Source organism: Microtetraspora sp. AC03309, assembly GCF_020826795.1.
Lineage (GTDB): Bacteria > Actinomycetota > Actinomycetes > Streptosporangiales > Streptosporangiaceae > Microtetraspora > Microtetraspora glauca.
In genome coordinates this window covers 16,872-38,177 of the sequence record NZ_JADDIL010000044.1, presented here as the reverse complement: position 1 = coordinate 38,177, position 21,306 = coordinate 16,872, and the positions used below count along the sequence as shown (strand labels likewise).

The following is a 21,306-nucleotide window of genomic DNA, read 5'->3' as shown; positions in this document are numbered from 1 at the left end:
TTACCGCGCGTCGGCGTCTCCCCGCCCGGCATGGACGATGTCCGCTCCGGGCGGCCGAGATTCGCGGCGATTCACGGCTTCGATCTCGTGCCGCGGGAGTGAGCCCCTTTGTCTCCGCGAAACGCCGTCCGATTTCCGCCAGTATTTCCCGTCGCGAAGCTGTGAGAGTCGTCGTGTTTCGACGCCACCACGGAAGCGAAGGTAAGGGCGCATGCACAAGATCTCCGAGCTGAAGGTGCTGTATTTCGGGACCCCGGTCGTCTTGATCGGTTCTCGGAACGAGGACGGCTCCGCGAACCTCGCGCCGATGTCCTCCGCGTGGTGGCTGGGCCGCTCCTGCATGCTGGGTCTCGGCAACAGCGCTCAGACGGCGGCCAACATGCTCCGTGAACGCGAGTGCGTACTGAACCTCGCCCCCTCGTCGATGGTCGACGCCGTCGACCGGCTCGCGCTACTGACCGGGAAAACGGTGATCACGGACCGCAGACTCCGGCAGGGGTACCGGCACGAGCGCGACAAGTTCGGGGCGGCGAGGCTGACCGAGCAGGCGGCGGACCTGGTACGGGCGCCGCGCGTCAAGGAGTGCCCCATCCAGCTGGAGTGCATGGTGGACACAACCCATCCGTTCGGCGGTCCGGAGACGAACGCGACCGCCTTCCACGTCAGAGTGGTCCGCGCCCATGTCGACGAGGAGTTGATCATCCCTGGGACGCACTACGTGGACCCGCTGAAGTGGGATCCGCTCATCATGAAGTTCTGCGAGTTCTTCGGAGGCGGGCAGAACGTGCACCCGTCGAGGCTCGCCGAGGGCTGGGAGATGCCGCATCAGCTCCAGCGGGCGGTCGGCTGATCGCGGAGACCTCCTGCATGGCCGCCGCTTTCGCCGGTACGGGCGCCGCCGGGACCTTCACCGACTCCGCCGGCATCGCCCACGGCCTTGAGGCGTACGCGGGCCGGACCGCCGGCGGCTCCGCGCCGCCGCGAGACAGGTCTCCACCGGCGCGACCCTGTTCGTCCTCTACTCCACCGCGGTGGCGACTTGGCCGGCCCCACCCGGGTCGCCTCCTATGTGGTCCGCGCGCTGCGGGTCCAGTACACCTCCGGCGTCGTCATCCTCCTTGTGATCGCCGTCTTACGATCCCGAAGGAGATGACGCGGCGGGCGCGTCGTCCGCGGGAGGCCCGGCCCGGCCGGGTACGCGCAGCACGAACCGTGCGCCGCGGGGGCTGTCTTCGATGGTGAGGGTGCCGCCGTGGGTTTCGGCGATCTGCCGGGCTATCGGCAGGCCGAGCCCGGTGCCGCCCGCGTCTCGCCGGCGGGACGCCTCCAGGCGGGCGAACCGCTGGAAGACGACCTCGCGCTGGTCGGGGGCGACGCCCTCGCCGTCGTCACTGACCTCCAGCACCGCCACGCCCGCCTCCAGGGTGAGCGTGACGGTGATGGCGGAGTCGGCGTGCCGTTCGGCGTTGTCGATCAGGTTGTTCAGCAGCCGGGCCAATCCGATCCGCTCCCCGTCGACCATCACGCCGGGGGTGAGGTGGCGGAGCACCGCGACCCTGCGCGGCCGCCGGTCCAACTCGCACGCCACCAGGTCGGTCAGGCTGATCACTTCGTGCCGGCCGCTGACGCCCGCGTCCAGCCGGGCGATCTGCAGCAGGTCGGTGATCAGGTCCTGCAGGCGCTCCACGCTGTCCAGCAGCGTGTTCGCCATTCGCGGCCAGTCGGTCTCATCCGGGTACATGAGCGCTTCCTCGATCTGCGCACGTATGGCGGTCAGCGGGCTGCGCAGGTCGTGGGAGGCGTCGGAGGCGAAGCGGAGTTGCTGTTCGACCGCCGACTGGGCCCGGTCCAGAGTCCGGTTCGCGATCTCGGCGAGGTCTCGGAGCTCGTCCCGGTACTTCGGTACCGGCACGCGGTGGCCGAGGTCGCTCGCGGTGATCTGGGCGAGCTTGCCGCTGATCGCGCTCACCGGCTCCAGGGTCTTGCCGACGGTCCGGTAGGTGCCCACCGCGACGACCCCGACGAGCAGGAGCCAGCCGAGGGCGAGCGGGATCAGCAGCCGAGGGCCCACATACCAGGGGACATCGGGGACGGCCATGTCGAGCCGCCAGACGCCGTTGCCCCGGTGGAAGGGATACTCGATCACGATCTTGCACGCGCCGGGAAACCCCGGCCCGTCGCACCGCCTCTCGGTCGCGAACGAGTCGACGTCGGGCTGCAGGTTCGTCATCGGCGGCTTGCCCGCCATGTCCGGGGTGGCGGCGACCATGGTGCCGACCGGGTTGAACAGCTGAACCGCCGTATCTGGCCGGCCCGCCGCCAGGTTGGGGGATCCGCTGTGGCGTATCTGCTTGGCCACGTTCACCGCGTGGGCGACGAGCTGCTTCGTCCGGTACTCGATGGCGGCCTCCCGCGCCGCTACCAGGACGAACACCGCGACGGCGGTGCAGATCAGCGCCATGACGGCGCCGGCCACCACGGTCAGGCGGGTCCTGATCGAGCAGTTGTGCCACGCGTTCACCCTGCTCACCCCCTCGGGACCGGATGCACCGCACCTGAGGAGACTCCTTACCGGTCAGGCGGAGACTCACCACCAAAGGTGGGCAAACGTCAGCGGGAGCGCATGGAATGCCCATGTCATGGCGAAGGGGCGAGAAGGGCTCCCGGGACGAGGGTCACCGCCTTTCCCCAGGAGCATGGCCGCGCCACCGGCACCCCGAAGACAAGTCCTCAGACGTCTGAGGACATGCTAGGGTCGTGCTCCCCGGAAACGATGACGAGGTGGGAAGTGGCGGAGTCATCCCGGCTGCGGCATGGGCCTGTCGTGCCGCAGCTCGAAAACCTGCTGCGCGAGCTGATTCGGAACGGCCGCTGGAAGGCCGGTGAGAGGCTGCCGAGCGAGGTGGGACTCGCGGCCGAGCTCGGGGTCGGGCGCTCATCGGTACGGGAGGCCCTGCGCTTGCTGGCCCGTGACGGCCTGGTGGACGTGCGGCACGGCTCGGGCACCTTCGTCGCCGACGTCCTTCCCGCCATCGCGGAGACACCCGACGTGAACGAGCTCCTGCGCCGTGCCCGGTTGCTTGAGGCCTACGAGGTGCGCAGGGCGCTTGAGGTGGAGGCCGCCCGGCTGGCCGCGCGACGGGCCCGCCCGGAGGATGTCGAACGGTTGAGGCTGCGGTTGCGAAACCGTCAGGAGCGGATCGGCGACGAAGCGTCCGCGTTCGTCGACGCCGATCTCGACTTCCATCGTGCGGTCGTGGAGCTGTCCGGCAACGCCGTTCTGCTCGGGCTGTTCACGACGGTGGAACCGGTGTTGCGCGAAGCGCTGGTCGAGATGGTCGAACAGGAGACCGATTTGCCGGACGTATCGTGCTCGCACGCGGACCTGCTGGCGGCGCTGGAGAACGGTGACGTCGAGGGCGCGATCGCCGCCACGGTGGAGAACCTCGAGACGGTCCTCACCCTCATCAGGACGGAGACGGCAGACCGGTGATCGTTTCTCGTCCTTCGGACACCGGCCCCGTGCTGCGGGCGGACGGCGTCGACGTCGTCCGTGACGGCGGCCACCTGCTGCGGTCGATCTCGCTGACGGTGCACAGGGGGGAACACTGGGCTCTGCTCGGCGCCAACGGCGCGGGCAAGAGCACCCTGCTCAACCTGCTCGGCGCGGTCACCCACCCCACGCGCGGCATCGTCGAGGTTCTCGGACGCAGGCTGGGGCGGGTCGACATGCGGGAACTGCGGTCCTACCTGGGCCACGTCAACCCGCGTCACGCGCCCGACGTGCCGTTGCGAGTCAGGGACGTCGTCCTGACCGGCCTGACCAACACGACCGCGCTCGTACCCCGCTGGGCACCCACCCCGGAAGAGGTCGAGCGGGCCGGCCGGTTGATCGGCATGCTGGGAATGAGCGCCAGGAGCGACGCCCACTGGCCGACCCTGTCCCAAGGCGAACGCGGCCGGACCCTGATCGCGCGGGCGCTCATGCCGCAGCCCCGGCTGCTCCTGCTCGACGAACCGGCCACGGGGCTGGACCTGGCCGCCCGCGAGCAGCTTCTCAGCAGCATCGACGCGCTTCGGAGCCGTCACCCGTCGCTCGCGACGGTCCTGGTCACCCACCACCTCGAGGAACTCCCGGCCAGCACCACGCACGCGATGCTGCTGCGCGAGGGGCGGTGCCTCGCCTCGGGACGCGTCGACGACGTCCTGACCACCGCCCAGGTCAGCATGTGCTTCGATCACCCTGTCCGAATCACACGGAGCGGCGGCCGGTGGGCCGCCCGAGCGGATCGCGTCCTGGCCGTCGACGCGGGCTGAGCGGCCCTCCTCACGAAGCCGCCGCTCCCGCTCGCCTTCGACCTTCGACCCCTCCCCGCGCCGGGGTTTCAGGTCGCTCGGGGCGGAGTCCTCAGACCCCTACCGTGCTCCGGGCGTCCCACGGGCGGTCAGGGCCGTAACCGGTCGGTGGCGTCGATCAGGCGGTGGCGGATCCCCGGTTCCGAGCCGCCGTGTCCCGCGTCCTCGACGATATGGAACTCGGCCTCAGGCCAGGCCTGGTGCAGGTCCCACGCTTGGTCGGGCGGGGTCTTCATGTCGTAGCGGCCGCTGACGATCACGGCGGGTATGCGCCGGATGCGGTCGATGCCCGCCAGAAGGCCCTCCTCCGGGAGGAAACCACCGTTGCTGATGTAGTGGTGGGTGATGCGGGCGAAGGTGAGGATGTCGGCATCGCCGAGCTCCGGCGGATCGACGGGGAGCAGGGTGTTGGCCGAGAACTCCCAGCCCATCCAGGCACGGGCCGCGGGGATGTGGACCGCGGGGTCCGGATCACCGATGCGGCGGCCGTAGGCGGTGATCAGGTCGTGCCTCTCGGCGGCGGGGATCGCGTCGCGGAACGCGGCCCAGTCGGCCGGGAAGAGGCGGGCGGCGCCCGTGGGGGTGAAGCTCCAGCTCTCATCGGACGGGCGGACGAGGTAGATGCCGCGCAACACCAGTTCGGTGACGCGGCCGGGGTGGGCCTGGGCATACGAGAGGGCGAGGGTGCTGCCCCAGCTTCCGCCGAAGACCAGCCAGCGATCGATGGAGAGGTGCTCGCGGAGCCGTTCGATGTCGGCGACCAGGTGCGGGGTGGTGTTGCGCTCCAGCGAGACCCGCGGGTCTCCGGCGCTCGGCCTGCTGGCGCCGCAGTTCCGCTGGTCGAAAAGCACGATCCGGTACGCCTCCGGATCGAAGAACCGGCGGAAGCCGGGCAGGAGGCCCCCACCGGGGCCGCCGTGTAGGAAGACCGCGGGTTTTCCGGCGGGATTCCCGCAGACCTCCCAGTAGATCTCGTTGCCGTCGCCGGCGTCGAGCAGACCGGACTCATATGGCTCAATCGGCGGATAGAACTCTTTCAGCCCCATACGATCAAGTAGACCACCCGGCAGCGGCTTCCGCGCGGTGCACAGTTGGAGCACCAACGGAAGGCGAAGGAAGAATCATGCGACAGCTGGGTCGGTGGGTGGCGCGCGCCGGCGTGGGATTCGTGCGGGCGTGCGTAGTGGCGGTCGTCAGCATGCCGGTCCCGGCCGTGTGGGCCGCCGCTGTGGCGCTGGGGATCTGGTGGGGGCGGGAAACCCGTGGTCGTGGGCGGCCGCTGCCTCGCGGACTCCTGCCGCGGGATAGGTGTCGAGGTCTCCCGCCCAGATTCCAACGCGCCCGAGGGCGCGCTCGCGGGCGCTCACGCCTGCTGCTCCGCGGTGCGCTGGGTGGCCAGGAAGGCGGCGATCTGGGCAGCGCCAGTGCGTTCCAGCCAGGTGCGCAAATCCATCGCCCCGGGGTGGATCCGGCGGGTGGCGGGGATGTCCGCGCGGTAGCCGAGTTTGTTGAGCCACTCGTAAGAGAACGCGAAGTCCTCGCTGAGGGCCCGGATCGCATCGATCGGGATCTGGGCATACGGCAGCGGATGTCCGAGCGCGCGCTCCATGGCCGCGGCGATCTCGACCGGCGTGAGCTCGTCCGCCGCCAGCGCGACCGAGCGGCCGATCCACTCCTCGGGCCGGGAGAAAGCCAGCGCGGTGACGAAGCCGACATCGTCCACGGCCATGATCTGCTGAGGGATCTCGGGCGCGAGGGCGGTGGTCAACGCTCCGTCTTGCAGGGCGTATCCGCTCGTGAAGTTCTCCATGAAGGAGACCGGCCGCAGGATCGTCGCGGGTAAGCCGAGCCCGGCGATGTGCTGCTCGATCCGCCACTTGCTGATCAGGTTCAGCGGCAGCGTTTCACTACCGTGACGGTCCGCGCCGGCGACCGAGGTGTAGACGAAATGCTCGGCGCCGACGGCGTATGCCGCCTCGGCGACGTTGATCCCCCAGCGGACCTCGTCGTCGGCGCTGAAGCCCGGCGCGGTGCCGGGAGAGCCGACGGTGGGCTGGACGCTGAACATGCCGTAGGTGCCTCGCGCCGCGGAGATCAAGGAAGCTACGTCCTCCATCCGCGCCCGCACGATGTGCGCGCCGATGCTCGCCAGCGCCCTGGCCGACGCCCCGTCCGGATCACGCGTGAGCGCGCGCACCTGCCAACCGCTGCTCAGCAGGTGCCGTGTCACCACCCGACCCTGCAGACCGGTCGCCCCCACAACGACGACGGTCCTTGCTGTCGATTCCATGTCTCTCCTCGACCTCGTCCATGCCGACGAAGGCCGCATCCCCGTAACTGGGGTGGCCCTCCGGTTATCTCTCGATACGATATGGAGGACCGCCCCAGTTAGCAAGCCGTCAGGAGATCCCGTGCCCAAGGACGCAACCGCCCCGACTCGGCGGCCGATGCGTGCCGACGCGCGCCGCAACTACGACCGCGTCGTGGCCGCCGCCGAGACCGTCATCGCGGAACACGGCGCCGAGGCATCCCTGGAGGAGATCGCCCGGCACGCCGGGGTCGGCTCGGCCACCCTCCACCGACACTTCCCCACCCGGCAGGACCTCCTCGAAGCCGTTTTCAAGAGCCGAGTAGAGGCCCTCTGCGCCAAGGCACACGACCTGCTCTCCGATCCCGACCCGGGAACCGCGCTCGTCACCTGGCTTCGCGCCGTCGGCGCACACGCTGTAGCCAACCGCGGCCTCGGGGCCTCACTGATGCGCGGGGCCCGCCACGGCAGCCCGATCTTGGGAAACACCTGCCACACAATGATCGTCAGCGCCGGCGACGAACTCCTTGCGCGCGCCCGCCAAGCGGATGCCGTACGCCCCGAGGCCGCCATCGGCCAACTACTCAAACTCGTCAGCGCCATCGCCCTGGCCACCGAGGACGAACCCGACGGCCCAACCCAGGCCGACCAACTGCTCGACCTGACCCTCGACGGAGTACGCCTGCACCGAACGTCCCGGCCCCACACGTGAGGCTCGACAGAGCCCGTGGTCGCCACAAAGACTCGTTCCGGTAAAGCGCCGGCGATCCCAATCGATTCAGATGCGGATTTCCTATGGAGCCACGCCTGTCCTCGACCGCTCCAAGATCATGAAAGTGAAACCGATCACACCCGTGACTGTTTCAGATGAATGGCCATTGTGAGAGGCGGCCACGCGCCTCAACGCCTCTGACAGATGTTCCTCTTCACGGGTTTGCCTGTCGGCGACTTCCTCCACTTCCGCCACCCGCGATCGGAGCGACTCCGTCCGATGGTTACGGATCTGGAGTTCCCGCGACACCCTGTCCAGGTCGGCGGCGACCTTCTCGCGTTCACTCACCGCCGCACGGATATTGTCGAGTTCCACCCGCAGGTCGGCGAGATCGGCCATTTCCTCTTCGTGTTCTACGCGGGTCCGCTCAAGGGCGTCGACAGCGGTTCGCCGTTCCCGTTCAAGGTCTTCCAGACGCTCGTGGATCTCTTCGAGTCGTCGCCGTGCCGCTCGGGTAGCGCGGCTCGTAAGGAGGCCGGGGACCTGCACGAGCGCGAAGAGGATCATCATCGCGACACCGATCGTCCAGCGCTTCCGCGTGTTGCTCAAATCGGCGACACCGACGAAGTCTCCGGAGAGGCCGACCGCTCCGATCGCGCCGACGACAACGCTTCACAGGATTCCTAGGGGAATGCGCACCGGTGATCAGTGGCGGGATGGCCGACAGATGCGACCGAGCGTCATTTCAACCAGTTGGCCACGCGATCGAGGGCCGCGCGTGGTCGCGCCGTTGACCGTCGCCGCCCATATCCCGGCCGGAACGGATACCGGCGGTGGAAGGTCTGGCCCATCCTGGTTCTCCATTTCGAGGGGCAAGGGTGCGGATGGCCGTCTCTAAACGATCAATGCGATCAACGCCGGCATAGCCGTCGGGAACCGCGCGAAACTGCGCCTCGACGGGAAATCGCCGTTACCTGATCCATTCACGTTTTCGCCTCCGGCGGATCACCTCCCCGGCACCGGCCGCAGTGCGGGGATCGATCGTGTGCGATGGCGCGTGAACCGGCGGAACCGACCGACGATCCCGACCCGCCGATGAGCGCCGGGGGTTCCATGCCGCCCGTCCGACTGCCGTCCGATCGTCGGATCAGCGCCTCGGCCAAGGAAGGCATGCCGCTCCCCCGCCTCGCCCTCCGCTGGACGCGCGCCTCTTCCGTGACGTAATACGAGATATTGTTTCGCATATTGACATGGGCAGAAGGTTCCTCCTACGTTCGTGCGTACCCCTCAACCCCCCTTCCTGGCCGGCCTCGCCCCATCCCGGAACGGCTCAGCCCTCCGGCGACACGGGCGCGGCACGGCAAGGGAACCAAGGAGTCTGCATGCGAACACGACGCATGGGAGCCCTCACGGCTCTGGTCACAGTCCTTCTCTCCACGGCATGCGGCGGCGACGATTCAGGTGGGACCGCTTCAGGGGGCGGTCCCACCAAGGTGTCCGTGACCACCTTCGGGTGCGAGATCTGGAACACCTGGGCCACCACCAAGGGCCTGTTCACCAAGCACGGACTCGAAGTCGAGTTCGTCAAGTCCACGGGCGGGTCCTCCGCCATCGCCGCCGTACTCTCGGGCGCGGCCGACTTCGGTTACGTCAACGGCTTCACCGCGATCAACGCCTACAACACGGGGTTCCCGATCCAGATGGTGTCCGGCGCGAACGTCAACGCGCTGCCTCCCGCGGAACCGGCCCAGGGCGTCTTCGTCGCCAAGGACTCGCCGATCAAGACGGCCGGCGACCTCGCCGGTAAGAAGATCGCGGTCAACGAGATCAACGGCATCAACCAGATCGCCACGTCGAGCTGGCTCAGCGCCAACGGTGTGGACCCGGCCTCGGTCTCCTTCGTCGCACTGCCGTACGCCGAGCAGGTGACCGCGGTCGTCAACGGCAACGTGGCCGCCGCGCAGATGGGGCACCAGCTGCTCGGAGCCCGGGGCTCGGAGGTGCACAGCATCGCCGACCCGTTCGCCGCCGCGGGCCGCCTCTACATCGCGACATACGTGACCTCGAAGGACTTCGTCGCCAAGAGTGACGCGGCCAAGAAGTTCCACGAGGCCATCAAGGAGACGATGGCGCAGCTCGGCGACCCGGCGAACACGAAGGAGTCGTTCACGCTGCTGTCGGACTGCAACAAGGTCCCCGCGGAGACGCTGGAGAAGCAGCCGCAGAACGCGCTCGCGCCCGACGTCGAGATGGCGACGCTGAACGACATGGCCAAGAAGTTGGTCGATCTCAAGCTCATCCCGAAGCAGCCGGACCTCGAGCCCCTCGTCCCCGACTTCGCCCGGTCCTGATGCGGACGCGCGGTGGACCGGTGGACGACACGAGCGGGAAGGGGGCGAGACCGGTGGCGACAGGCGAGCGAACGCGCCCGCAGGCGCCGGACACGCCCGGGACCGGCGCGGATACCTCGTCCGGACAGTCCGCCGGGACCGGCGGGCGCGGACGGGGTCCGCTGCCCGCCTGGGTCCTCGGTGGCGCGGGCGTCGTCACGATGTTCGTGTGCTGGGACCTGGTGGTGCGCCTGGGAGTGATCTCCCCGGACTCCGTCCCCCCTCCCGCTGACACGATGGCGCGCCTGGCCGAGTTGCTGGCCGACGCGTCCTTCCTCGGCCAGGTGCTGCAGACCCTGCTGGCCTGGCTGGTGTCCATGCTCCTCGCCTCGGCGGTGGGTGTCCCGCTCGGCCTGGTGCTCGGCTACTTCGCCACGTTGTACCGCCCGGCGTCGGCGCTGGTGCACGCGGCCAGATCGATCCCCTCGTCGGCCTTCCTGCCGATCGTGATCCTGCTGTTCGGGCTCGGCCTGCAGATGAAGGTGTCACTGAGTGCCTACGCCGTCTTCTGGCCGATCCTGCTCAACGCGATGTACGGCGTGCGCGACGCGGAGCCGCTGATGCTGACCGCCGGCCGTGCCATGGGATGGGGTCGGGGAAAGCTGCTCTCCCGGATCGTGCTGCCCTCGGCCGCCCCGGCCATCGCCACCGGTCTGCGGGTGGCCTGCTCGACCGCGCTCATCGTCGTGCTCTCGGCCGAGTTGCTCGGTGCCACCAGCGGCGTCGGAACGGTGATCACGACCTATCAGGAGGCCCAGCGTCCCGACTACGTCTACGCCGGAATCCTGATCATCGGAGTGCTCGGAATGCTGATCTACTACGGGGTCAACCTCGCCGAGCGGCTGCTCGTGCCGTGGGGCCACGCCCAGCGGGGAGCGGACCGGTGAGCGCCGCGAACGGCATGGGCGCCGTCACGCCGCCCACCGCCCCCTCCGGCGTCTCAGCGGCGGGGGTCGCGGGCCGCGTACTGCGGGGCCTGGCGTGGGCGGGACAGCGGCTGTGGCTGCTCGCCGCCCTGCTGGTGCTCTGGGAGGTGCTCGCCCGCCAGGCGGGATCGCTGTTCATCCCGCCGTTCTCCACGATCGTCACCGCCTTCGCGGACACGTGGCTGTCGGATCGGCCGGTCGCGCTGTTCCTCAGCGACCAGTTCCGGGCCGACGTCCTGCCCAGCCTCGCCCGGCTCGGTGCCGGGTACGGCATGGCGACCGTGATCGGCGTCTGCGGCGGCATCGTGCTGGGCGTGTGGCGACAGGCGGGCGCGTTCTTCAACCCGCTGATCAGGTTGGGCATGGCGGTGCCCGTCACGATGCTGCTGCCCGTCGCGATCGTGATCTTCGGTATCACGAGTGGGATGAACATCTTCCTGATCGCACTCGGCTGCCTGTGGCCGATCCTGGTCAACACCTATGACGGGATCCGCGGCCTGGACACCACGATGACGACGGCCGCCCGCAGCCTGCGGCTCTCCCCGCGGCGGCACTTCCTCAGCGTGCTGCTCCCCGGCGCGAGCCCGTCGATCGTCGCCGGGATGCGGATCAGCGTCGGCATCGGGCTGGTGCTGATGGTGATCTCGGAGCTCTTCGCGGCCACCGCCGGGCTCGGTTTCTTCATCGTCAACCAGCAGAAGTTGTTCCGCTTCCCGGAACTATGGTCGGCGATCCTGCTCGTCGCGCTGCTCGGCATCCTGCTCAACGGGATCTTCGAGCTGGCGGAGAGATCGGTCCTGCGCTGGCACCGGGCCGCCAAGGCGGGCGCGGGTGACCGGCGGTGACGGCGGCCACGTGCTCGAACAGAAGGGACATCGTCTCGTGGAAGTCTCGATGACCAAGGACCCCGGCGGTACGATCGGGTCCGCGACGCCGATCCTCGACGTCCGCGGGGTCACCAAGTCCTATCCTTCGCGGCGGGGCGACGTCCTGGCCGTCCGCGGCATCGACTTCGCGGTCCGCCCGGGAGAGTTCGTCTCCGTGGTCGGCCCCTCCGGCTGCGGCAAGACCACCCTGATGATGTGCGTCGCCGGTCTGCTGCCGCTCAGCGGGGGAACGCTCACCTTCCGCGGCAGCCCGATGACCGGCCCGCAGGACGGCGTCGCGGTCGTCTTCCAGGACTACAGCCGCTCCCTGTTCCCGTGGCTGACCGTCGAGAAGAACGTCGCGCTGCCGCTCAGGGACAGGAAGATCCCCCGGCCGGAGATCCGTAGCCGCGTGGAGCAGGCGCTGGAGACCGTCGGGCTCGGGCACGCCGCCGGACTCCACCCGTGGCAGCTCTCCGGCGGCATGCAGCAGCGGGTGGCGATCGCCCGCGGGCTGGCCGTACGCCCGGAGATGCTCATCATGGACGAGCCGTTCGCCTCCGTGGACGCGCAGACCCGGGCCAGCCTGGAAGACCTGGTCCTGAGGATCTGGGCCGAGACCGGGACCACCGTACTGTTCGTCACCCACGACATCGACGAGGCGGTGTACCTCTCCGACCGCGTCGTCGTGCTGTCCCAGGGGCCCTCCGTCGTCGTCGCCGACATCCCGGTCGAGTTGCCGCGCCCCCGGGACCAGATCGAGACCAAGCAGATCCCGCTGTTCGGCGCCCTCCGCGCTCAGGTGTTCAACCTGGTGATGGCCTCCGAACGGCGTACCTCCCTCTCAGGACGGGAGGCGCGCGACTGAGCACCGGCCCCGCCCGCCGGAGTCCCGGCGTCCGCCCGTCACGGGCGGACGCCGACGGCGGCCGGTCCGTGAAGGTCCGGCCGCCGTCGGTCTGGCTGGGGGCTACTTCCAGGTGTCGTTGCTGGTGTGGGTTCCGGTGGCCGGGGTGGTGAAGGTCCGGTTGGAGCCGGACTCCCAGGTCACGGCGCCGTCGGGGTTCTTCTTGATGTACTTGTACTCGACGGCGGTGTTGGGGGGCAGGTTGACCGCCACCCGCCAGATCGGGTAGTCGGCCGAGGACAGGGCGATCGCCTGGTTGGGATCCCAGCCGCCGAGGGCGGGGACGTTGCCGACGACGAAGACGTTCTGGCCGTACCAGGTGGTGACGTCGGCGTTGAAGTAGGTGGCGATCTGCGAGGCGGTGTCACCGCGGAAGGTCTCGGTGACGGCGTGGGTTCCGCTCGCGGGGGTGGTGACGGTCCGGTTGGAGCCGGACTCCCAGGTCACGGCACCGGCGGTGGTCTTCTTGATGAACTTGTACTCCACCGCGGTGGACTTGGGCAGCTCGATGACGCCGGAGTACAGGTTGTCGCCCTGCGCGGTCAGCTTGATCGCGTCGGCCGGGGCCCACGACCCGAGTGCCGGGATGTCGCCGACGACGTAGAGGTTCTGGTCGGCGGCGGCGGTGGCGGTGACGGTGAACGTGGTGGCGATCTTGTCGCTGACGGGCGGGGGCACGTAGGTGTCGGTGCGGGTGGCGGTGCCGCTCGCCGGGGTGGTGAAGGTCCGGTCGGCCACTTCCGCCTGGGCGACCGCCGCGCCTTCCTTGATCAGGTACTTGTAGGAGACGGCGGTCGAGGCGGGCAGCTGGACGACGCCGGTGTAGCCGCCGCCGGGGGCCGCGGTGAGCGCGACGGACGCCGCGTTGTCACCGCCGCCGAGGGCCGGGACGTTCCCGACGACGTGCAGGGTCTGCCCGGCGGCGAGGTCGGCGCTGACGGTGAAGGTCGTCTCGACCTTCACCTCGACGGGCGGGGGCACGTAGGTGTCGGTGCGGGTGGCGGTGCCGCTCGCCGGGGTGGTGAAGGACCGGTTGGCGGCCTCCTGCTCCACCACGGTCGCGCCGTTCTTGATCAGGTACTTGTAGGAGACGACGGTGGAGGCGGGCAGTTCGACGGTGGTCTTGTAGCTGCCGCCGCCGTTGGCGGTCAGCGCGACCGAGTTCGTGGTGCTGCCGCCGCCGAGGGCCGGGACGTTCCCGACGACATGCAGGGTCTGCCCGGCGGCGAGGTCGGCGCTGACGGTGAAGGTCGTCGCGACCTTGGTGATGTCCGCCTTGGCGTTGACGTGGATCGCGACCGCGTTGTTGGCGGGGATGGTCACGGTGGCCTGGCCCCCGGAGACCGTGACCTTCGTGCCGGTGCAGCCGGTGGTGGTGGCGGCGCCGGAGATGACGTCGCAGTACTCGCCGTCGGCCAGGCCTGTGGTGAACTGCGCGGTAGAGGCGCTGCCGGAGTCGTTGATGCCGATCCAGGCGCGGTTGCCGCGGTGGAAGCCGATGACGTTGTTGTTGACGACCTTGAAGTCGGAGACGGACGTGACGCTCTTGGCGGCGTTGGCCCAGCCGACCATGCCCTTGATGCCGGTGGACTGGGTGAGGCAGTTCCAGCTGCCGCCGCAGGAGGTGTCGGTGACGAACCCGTTGCCGTCGGCGGGCGGGGACTGGTTGCGGTTGCTGTAGGTGAAGCTGTCGTAGACCGACGGCTTGCCGTGCGGGTAGGCCAGCACGAAGTAGTTGGCCAGGGTGTAGTCGGTGCCGTCGCGCCAGGAGAGGGTGGCGCCGTCGCGCTCGAGGTCATGGTTGGTGACCATGGCGAAGACGTTGGCGCTCGGGGCGTCGAGGTTCCAGTTCGGGAGGTTGGCCAGGTTGGAGATCGAGCCCTGGAACTGCGCCTTGACGCCCTTGGCGTAGGCGAAGTCCAGGACGTCGCCGTTGCCGATGAACGCCCGGGCCTTCAGCGCGTCGTTGGTGGCGCCGTCGAAGATCTCCTGCGCGACGTACGGGCGCTTGCCCTCGGCGACGGTGTTGTTCAGCTTGCCGAGGATCGCGGCGAAGTCGCTCTTCTTGATGTGCTTGACGGCGTCGACGCGGAACCCGTCCACGCCGAGCCCGATGAGGTCGTTCAGGTAGTCCGCGATCTTGTTACGGACGTACTCCTTCTCGGTGTACAGGTCCGACAGCGCCAGCAGCTCGCAACTGGTCACCTGGGACTCGTTGTTCCAGTCGTTGATGCCGCCGGAGGTCGGGCAGTTGTCACCCGGGTGGTGGAAGTCGCCGTTCCCGTACGAGACGGCCGGGTAGCTGTAGCCGGTGAAGGAGGTCCCGGCGTAGCCGGTCACTCCGCCCGGGTTGTTCGTCCCCGCCATGTGGTTCACGACGGCGTCGACGTAGACGCGCACGCCCGCGTTGTGGCAGGCCGTCACCATCGAGGCGAACTGGGCCCGGTTGCCGAACCGGGAGTCGAGCTTGTAGGAGACCGGCTGGTACACCTCGTACCACGGGTGCACCCCGTCACTGCTGTTGGGGAGGCTGACCGATTCCTGCGGCGGCGCGACCTGGACCGCACCGAAACCCGCCGGGCCGAGGTGAGTGGTGCAGGCGGCCGAGACGGACTTCCAGTTCCATTCCCACAGATTGGCCGTCACCACGCTGTCGTTCAGCGTGACGGCGGCGTTCGCGGGAGTCGCGGCGACCGCGACGGCCACCGAGGTGATGCCGAACGCGGCGACCGCGGCGGCGAGGAGGACATGACGGATCCTGCTGCGCAGGCGTGACCTAGCTCGTTCCATGGGGGGATGGGCCTACTTCCGGAGACGATGGCGCTGGGGGGCGGGACGGCCGTCCGTGTAGCAGAACAATCTTCGATCTCCGCAAGGATTGCAAGAGATTTCAGCAAGATTTCTGAAACTTACCGGTAATGCTGCATTCACATACATTCCGCCGTCACCAGCGGCCGCATGCGGCGCCAGGGCGAGCCGGGACGCCGACGGAAGATCGGTGATCGGGCATGCCGAAACACCGAGACACCCAGACGTCGAGAGGATCTCTTGGCGGTCGGATGGCTCGGCGTTCCGTTCCGGCGTCGTGCCGGCGCGCACGCCTCGGTCCCGATGCCCGGCCACGCCGAAGGGAGGGGCGGCTTCGACCGCGTACGCCCCCCGGCACGCTCGGCGGCGACGACCCCTGGAGGAACCGGGGTCAGCGGCGGTTCCGGACGCTCTCGAAGCCGATCAGGTCGTCGGGGACGGCGTCCGGGACCTCCTCGTCGAACCTGGCCAGCGCGCGTACCCGCGTCGAGACGAGCACGATCGTGGCGATGGCCAGGGCGAAGCACACGTACATGAACCCGATTCCGCGGCCCGCGCCGGTGCCGATCACCGCGCCGACCGTACCGGCCAGCGGCCCGTCCGGGGCGAGCAAGGGCTCGAACACGGAGGCTCCGTACGGTGCCACCAGGCCGAACCCGATCGGCAGGGTCGACCAGGCGACCAGGGTGTTGAGCGCGATGACCCTGCCGTGGAACCGCTGCGGCACCTTCACCTGGATGATCGTCGCGTAGATCCCGTTGACCAGGGTGAGGCACAGGGACATGCCGAACGCACCCGCCGCGATCAGCGTCAGATCGGCCCGCACACCGGTGACAAGGCAGGCGACCGACAGGGCGAGGGTCGCCGTCAGCACCCCGCGGAGCCTGCGCCGCCGCGGCCCTCCCCACGCGGTCATGGCCAGACCGCCGACGAACGCCCCCAGCCCCCCGGCGAACGACACCCGCCCGACCTCGGGGACCCCCGCGAACGCCAGGACCAGTGGCGAGATCATCAGGAACAGCGGCGAGAGGAACACGTTCAGCACGGCGAAGAAGCCGAGCATGCCGCGGAATCCCCGGTTGCCCCAGGAGTAGCGCAGCCCGTGGAGGATCTCCGTCCCGATGGACTCCCGCCGGGTCGCGGCCATCGTCTTCGGGAAGCGGGTCACCAGGACGACCCCGACGGCCAGGACGTAGCTCACCACGTCGATGACCAGGATGCCGTCGATGCCGATGACGGCCATCAGGCCGACAGCGACCAGCGGCACGATGAGCTGGGCCGTACCGGTGGCCATCTGCATGACGCCGTTGGCGTGGCCGAGGAAGCGTTTCGGCACCAGCTGCGGTATCGCCGAGGTGTACGCCAGCCGCTGGAACGTCAGGGCGACCGACAACAACGCGAGCAGCGGGTAGACGTGCCAGGTCTGCAGGTTCCCGGTCCACAACAGGATCCCGAAGGTCAGCTGGGTGCCGCCGGCTCCGATGTCTCCCGCGAGCAGCACCCTGCGGCGGTCGAGCCGGTCCACGAGCGCCCCGGCCAGCGGCGACACCAGCATGCCCGGCACCAGCCCGAGCACCGCGAGCAGCGCGAAGCTGACCAGCGAGCCGGTCGTGGTGTAGATCCAGACCGGGATGGCGAACTCGGTCAGCGCCGACCCGATGATGGACACGAGCTGCCCGACCGCGACCAGTCCGAACCGCCGCATGCTCGGGCGTGGCCCGCCGCCCGGTTCCACAGTGCTACGGAATACCGGGGGCCGGTCCACCGGGTTTCGTTCCGTCGGGGTTCGCACCGACACTCCGTGCAGCCACCAGGTGGACCGGTCGGTACGGCTGAGCTGTTCCGGCTGTCCTTCGGCGATCGCCTGATGGGTGGAGGTGAGGATCTCGGCCAGCTCCTCCGCCCGATACTTCACGAAGAAATGGCCCGCTTCGTCCAGGACGGCCACGCCGGTGACGTCCGTCAGCAGATGCCACTCGCGGAAACGTTCCTGGTAGAACTCGGTGGCCGGGTCGCGGTCGCCCGCCACCGAGATGATCGGGGCGCGGAGCGGCTCGGCCCCCACCTCGAACAGCCGGGTGAAATAGCGCTCCGCCTCCTTCGTCCCCTTGCGCCGGTTGTCGATCACCAGCGTGAGCTGGTCCCGGCCCAACTCGTCGACGTCCAGGCCGGCCGCCTGCAACGCGTTGGCCCACAGTTGGTCACTGCGCAGCCGGTCGGCCAGCTCCGACCATGCCCCCGCGATCCGGGACAACCGGGTCTTGACCCGGGCGAACGGGAAGATTCCTCCCAAGTAGACCGCGTCGACCTCGCGTCCGGCCGCCTCCAGGGCGCGGGCGATCTCCACGGTGAGCATCACACCCAGCCCGCAGTGGCCGTACAGCGTGAGCGGGCCGGTCACGTTGGCCAGGATCTCCTGGACGCATTCGGCGGCGACCTCGTCCAGCGGCCTGGCCTGCTCGCCCAGCTCGTGCCCGGGGACGGCGATCGAGAAGAGCGCCCATCCGTCGGGAAGCGCGTCCGCCAGCGGCTTGTAGATCACCGCGCTGCCCCCGCCGTACGGCGCGCAGACCAGCGTGTCCGTGGTCGGCCGGTCCGGGGTGAGGCGGTGCAGGAGCCTGCGCGGGCCGTCCTCCCCCTGCTCGGCCAGCCGGCCCAGCTCGCGCACGGTGGGATGGCGGAACAGGTCCATGATGGTGATCCGGCGTTCCGGCGCCACCGTGCGCATCCGGGCGACGACCTGCATGGCCAGCAGGGAGTGCCCGCCCAGCTCGAAGAAGTCGTCCAGCGCGCCGACGCGTGGCACGCCGAGGACACCGGCCCAGATCGCGGCGACGGCCTCCTCCATCGGCGTCGCGGGCGGCGTGTACTCCGCCTCTCCGGCAGGTTCGTCACCGGGATCGGGCAACGCGGCCCGGTCCACCTTGCCGTGCGACTTCAGCGGCAGCGCGTCCAGCCAGACGTAGCGGGACGGGATCATGTAGTCGGGCAGCAGCGCGCGCAGCGTCTCGCGCAGCCGCGCGGCGTCCGGGCGGGATTCGGCATCCGGGTGGCCGAGGTAGGCGACCAGGCGGTCTCCCCGCAGTTCCACCACCGCCTGGGCGACCCCGGGCAGCCCGGCGAGCACCGATTCGATCTCACCCAGCTCGACCCGGTATCCCCTGATCTTCACCTGGTGGTCGGTACGGCCGAGGAACTGCAGGTCGCCGCCGGGCAGCCAGCGGCCGAGGTCGCCGGTCCGGTACAGCCGAGCGCCGGGCCCACCGTAGGGGTCGGGGACGAACCGGTCGGCGGTGAGGCCCGGCCTGCCCAGATATCCCCGGGCCAGCCGCGCGCCGCCGAGATAGATCTCCCCGGTGACCCCGGCGGGTACCGGCCGCATGTGCTCGTCCAGCACCCGCACCACGGCACCGGGCAGCGGCCTGCCGATGGGCAGCGTGGCCGCCTGCTCCGGAGGCCGCACGGGATCGACGGCGAACGTCGTCACCCCGACCGTCGCCTCCGTCGGACCGTAGTGGTTGACGACGGCGCATCGGCCCGCGCCCGCCAGCTCACGCGCCAGGTCCTGACCGGCCGCCTCGCCGCCGAGGATGAGCAGGCGGCGCGGCAGCAGCCCGGCCGGTTCGGTGTCCGCCAGCAACGCGGTCAGATGCGACGGAGTGATCTTCAGGTAGTCCGCGCAGATCTCGCCGAGCCGCTCGGCCAGTTCCGGAGCCGCTGTACGCGCGGGGATGAGGTGCAACGTGCCGCCGGTCATCAGCGACAGATAGAACACGGTCATGCCGAAGTCGAACGCCAGCGACTGCAGCAGCGCGTAGACACCGCCGGGTTCGACACCGAAGCGATGGTGCACGCCGGCGAGATAGGTCACGATCTCGCGATGCTGGACGGCGACGCCCTTGGGCCGTCCGGTGGTGCCCGAGGTGTAGATCACGTACGCGAGATCGCCGGGCCGGACGTCGGCGTCCACCGGGCCGTCGTCCTCGCCGTCCGCGTCCTGAAGGGTCACGGAGGTGGTTCCGGCCGGGAGCCGGTCTCGGGTCGTGGCGGTGACGACGGCCGCCGGCGCGCCCGAGTCGGCCACGGCGTGGGCGAGGCGCTCCCCGGGATGCTCGGGATCCAGCGGCACGTACGCGCCACCCGCCTTCAGCACGCCGACGACCGCGACCGCGACGTCCGCCGACTGCTCCATGCAGACGGCGACGCGGGTGTCCCGGCCGACGCCGAGGCGGCGCAGACGCCGGGCCAGCCGGTTCGAGCGACGGTCCAGCTCTCCGTAGGTGAGGTGGTCCTCGCCGCACGTCACTGCGACGGCGGCGGGATCGTGCCCGGCCATCAGCTCGTGCAGCAGCCCCTTCCCCACCGCGGGCGGCGGCGCCGGCAGCGGGGGCGCGGCGCCGAGCGCCAGCACCTCGGCCCGTTCATCCGGGCCGAGCATGTCCAGCGCGGAAACCGGCGCGGCCGGGTCGGCGGCGATCGACGCCAGCAGGGTGGCGAACCGGTCGGCCATCCGGCGGATCGTCTCCGGCCGGAACAGCGCGGTGTTGTACACCATCTGCCCGGCCAGGCCGTCCTCGGTCTCCCGCAGGTAGACGGTGAGGTCGAACCGGGTGCTGCCGGACTCCACGCGGAACTCGGACAGGCCGAGGCCGGTACGCCACTCCGCCGGAGCCTGGAAGTTCTGCACCGCGAACATCACCTGGAACACCGGCGAGCGGCTGACATCCCGGCGTACGTTCAGCTCGCTGACCAGCCGGTCGAACGGCATGCCCTGATGCGCGTACGCGTCGAGCGCGCCGTTCCTGACCCGATCCAGCAGCTCCGTGAACGACGGGTCGCCGGTCAGGTCGGCCCGCATCGCGAGGGTGTTCACGAAGAGGCCGACCACGCCTTCCAGCTCCGGCGTGTCCCGGCCGCTGACCGGGGAGCCGACCGCGAAGTCCTTCTGCCCCGAGTGCCGGGACAGCAGCACCTGGAAGGCGGCCAGCAGCGCCATGTAGGTGGAGGCGCCCCGGTCACGGGCCAGACCGGCGATCCGCTCGGCCGTCTCGCCGTCGATCAGGAACCGCAGGGAATCCCCGGTGAAGGTCTGCTCGGCCGGCCTGGGCAGGTCGGTGGGCAGGTCGAGAGCCGGTACGCCGGCCAGCCGCTCCCGCCAGTAGGCCACGTCGTCGTCGGACGTCTCCCGGCCGCGCTGCCAGGTCGCGTAGTCGCCGTACTGCGGCGGCGGTGGTCCCAGCGGCGAATCGGCCCCCTGGCGGTAGGCGTCGTGCAGGGTGAGCGTCTCACTGAGCACCAGGTCGTACGACCACCCGTCGATCACGGTGTGGTGGGCGGTCAGCAGCAGGATGTGGTCGAGCGGGTCCAGCCGTACCAGCAGGGCACGCAGCAGCGGCCCCTCGGCCAGGTCGAACGGCCGGGCGAGCTGCGTCGCGGCCAGCTCCTCCGCGCCCTTCTCGTCGGACGCGGTGAAGGTGAACTCGACCGCCGGCTCGTCGTCGACGGTCAGCTCGGGACGGCCGTCCGCGGTGGTGTGGAACCGCATGCGCAGGCTCTCGTGCCTGGCCGCCACCGCGCGCAGCGCGCGGGAGAGGCTTTCGGGGTCCAGTTCGCCCGACAGCCGGGTGCCGAGCGGCACGGTGTACGCGGCGGTTCCCGGGGCGTACTGCTCCATGAACCACAGCCGCTCCTGCGCGTGCGACAGCGGCGGCGTCTCGCCGGGCGGCCTGCGCGGGATGGACGAGGACACGCCGCGGCGGCGCAGCAGCCCGGCCAGCACCGCCTGCTTGGCCGGCGACAGCCCGCCCGGGGCCGCGGTGGTGTCTGCGGCGGCGTCCGTGGTCGCGGCGTTTCCGAGCCCGGTGGTCATCGGGCGCTCCTCGGCCGCATGTCGGTCCAGACGTCGTCGATATGGGCGAGGCACTCCTCCCTGGCGCCGCTGAACCCGGCGGTCCGCCAGCCCTCCGGGACGGGACGGCCGTCCGGCCAGATCGAGTACTGCTCCTCGTCATTGATCACTACGTGATACATAAC

The 21,306-nt window shown here is 69.8% G+C and carries 15 protein-coding genes; 9 read left to right on the top strand and 6 right to left on the bottom strand.

From position 1 onward, the window contains the following. Positions 1-211: 211 nt before the first annotated feature. On the top strand, positions 212-850 hold the full coding sequence (locus tag IMZ11_RS24705) for a flavin reductase family protein (protein WP_228644727.1): 639 nt from the start codon (positions 212-214) through the stop codon (positions 848-850). 282 nt (positions 851-1,132) lie between these two features. Here the strand turns inward: IMZ11_RS24705 and IMZ11_RS24700 are convergent, their stop codons facing one another. Beyond that, positions 1,133-2,521 (bottom strand): HAMP domain-containing sensor histidine kinase, encoded by a 1,389-nt coding sequence (locus tag IMZ11_RS24700; protein WP_228644726.1) that lies wholly within the window; start codon positions 2,519-2,521, stop codon positions 1,133-1,135. Positions 2,522-2,788: 267 nt separating this feature from the next. On the opposite strand from IMZ11_RS24700, the gene IMZ11_RS24695 reads away from it, so the two are divergent. Together IMZ11_RS24695 and IMZ11_RS24690 are read left to right on the top strand one after the other, a co-directional pair. Continuing rightward, positions 2,789-3,493 carry a FadR/GntR family transcriptional regulator gene (locus IMZ11_RS24695; RefSeq protein ID WP_228644725.1) on the top strand — a complete coding sequence of 235 codons (705 nt, stop codon included), beginning with the start codon at positions 2,789-2,791 and terminating at the stop codon, positions 3,491-3,493. Continuing rightward, entirely contained in the window at positions 3,490-4,317 is an 828-nt protein-coding gene (locus tag IMZ11_RS24690) for an ABC transporter ATP-binding protein (protein WP_374462667.1), read from the top strand. The genes IMZ11_RS24695 and IMZ11_RS24690 overlap by 4 nt, the downstream gene beginning before the upstream one ends. A 128-nt stretch (positions 4,318-4,445) precedes the next feature. Here IMZ11_RS24690 and pip read toward each other — a convergent pair whose 3' ends face one another. Beyond that, the gene (gene pip / locus IMZ11_RS24685; RefSeq protein ID WP_228644724.1) at positions 4,446-5,402 is read right to left on the bottom strand and encodes a prolyl aminopeptidase; all 957 of its coding nucleotides are present in this window, start codon (positions 5,400-5,402) and stop codon (positions 4,446-4,448) included. A gap of 317 nt (positions 5,403-5,719) precedes the next feature. Then, positions 5,720-6,646 carry an NmrA/HSCARG family protein gene (locus tag IMZ11_RS24680; protein WP_228644723.1) on the bottom strand — a complete coding sequence of 309 codons (927 nt, stop codon included), beginning with the start codon at positions 6,644-6,646 and terminating at the stop codon, positions 5,720-5,722. A 121-nt stretch (positions 6,647-6,767) separates the two neighbouring features. Here IMZ11_RS24680 and IMZ11_RS24675 point away from each other — a divergent pair, with 121 nt between their 5' ends. The 6 genes from IMZ11_RS24675 (at position 6,768) to IMZ11_RS24650 (ending at position 12,426) form a co-directional block, all read left to right on the top strand. Further along, positions 6,768-7,376, top strand: a complete 609-nt coding sequence (locus IMZ11_RS24675; protein ID WP_228644722.1) for a TetR/AcrR family transcriptional regulator — start codon at positions 6,768-6,770, stop codon at positions 7,374-7,376. Positions 7,377-7,580: 204 nt separating this feature from the next. Then, a complete protein-coding gene (locus IMZ11_RS24670) occupies positions 7,581-8,063 on the top strand; it encodes a hypothetical protein (protein ID WP_228644721.1) in 483 nt (160 codons plus the stop codon). Positions 8,064-8,758: 695 nt separating this feature from the next. Next, a complete protein-coding gene (locus IMZ11_RS24665; RefSeq protein WP_228644720.1) occupies positions 8,759-9,727 on the top strand; it encodes an ABC transporter substrate-binding protein in 969 nt (322 codons plus the stop codon). A gap of 53 nt (positions 9,728-9,780) precedes the next feature. Continuing rightward, on the top strand, positions 9,781-10,653 hold the full coding sequence (locus IMZ11_RS24660; RefSeq protein ID WP_228644719.1) for an ABC transporter permease: 873 nt from the start codon (positions 9,781-9,783) through the stop codon (positions 10,651-10,653). Next, complete coding sequence (locus tag IMZ11_RS46300; protein ID WP_228644718.1) at positions 10,650-11,537, top strand: ABC transporter permease; 888 nt, start codon at positions 10,650-10,652, stop codon at positions 11,535-11,537. The genes IMZ11_RS24660 and IMZ11_RS46300 overlap by 4 nt, the downstream gene beginning before the upstream one ends. After that, entirely contained in the window at positions 11,524-12,426 is a 903-nt protein-coding gene (locus IMZ11_RS24650; protein ID WP_228644717.1) for an ABC transporter ATP-binding protein, read from the top strand. Before IMZ11_RS46300 ends, IMZ11_RS24650 begins: the two co-directional genes overlap by 14 nt. A gap of 102 nt (positions 12,427-12,528) precedes the next feature. Here IMZ11_RS24650 and IMZ11_RS24645 read toward each other — a convergent pair whose 3' ends face one another. The 3 genes from IMZ11_RS24645 to IMZ11_RS24635 all read right to left on the bottom strand — a co-directional run bounded on the left by IMZ11_RS24645 (position 12,529) and on the right by IMZ11_RS24635 (position 21,303). Then, positions 12,529-15,255, bottom strand: a complete 2,727-nt coding sequence (locus IMZ11_RS24645) for a carbohydrate-binding module family 20 domain-containing protein (protein WP_228644716.1) — start codon at positions 15,253-15,255, stop codon at positions 12,529-12,531. 409 nt (positions 15,256-15,664) lie between these two features. Then, positions 15,665-21,142: a non-ribosomal peptide synthetase/MFS transporter gene (locus IMZ11_RS24640; protein WP_228644715.1), complete on the bottom strand. Its 5,478-nt coding sequence runs from the start codon at positions 21,140-21,142 to the stop codon at positions 15,665-15,667. Next, positions 21,139-21,303 (bottom strand): MbtH family protein, encoded by a 165-nt coding sequence (locus tag IMZ11_RS24635; RefSeq protein WP_228644714.1) that lies wholly within the window; start codon positions 21,301-21,303, stop codon positions 21,139-21,141. The genes IMZ11_RS24640 and IMZ11_RS24635 overlap by 4 nt, the downstream gene beginning before the upstream one ends. Between the last annotated feature and the right edge of the window lie 3 nt (positions 21,304-21,306).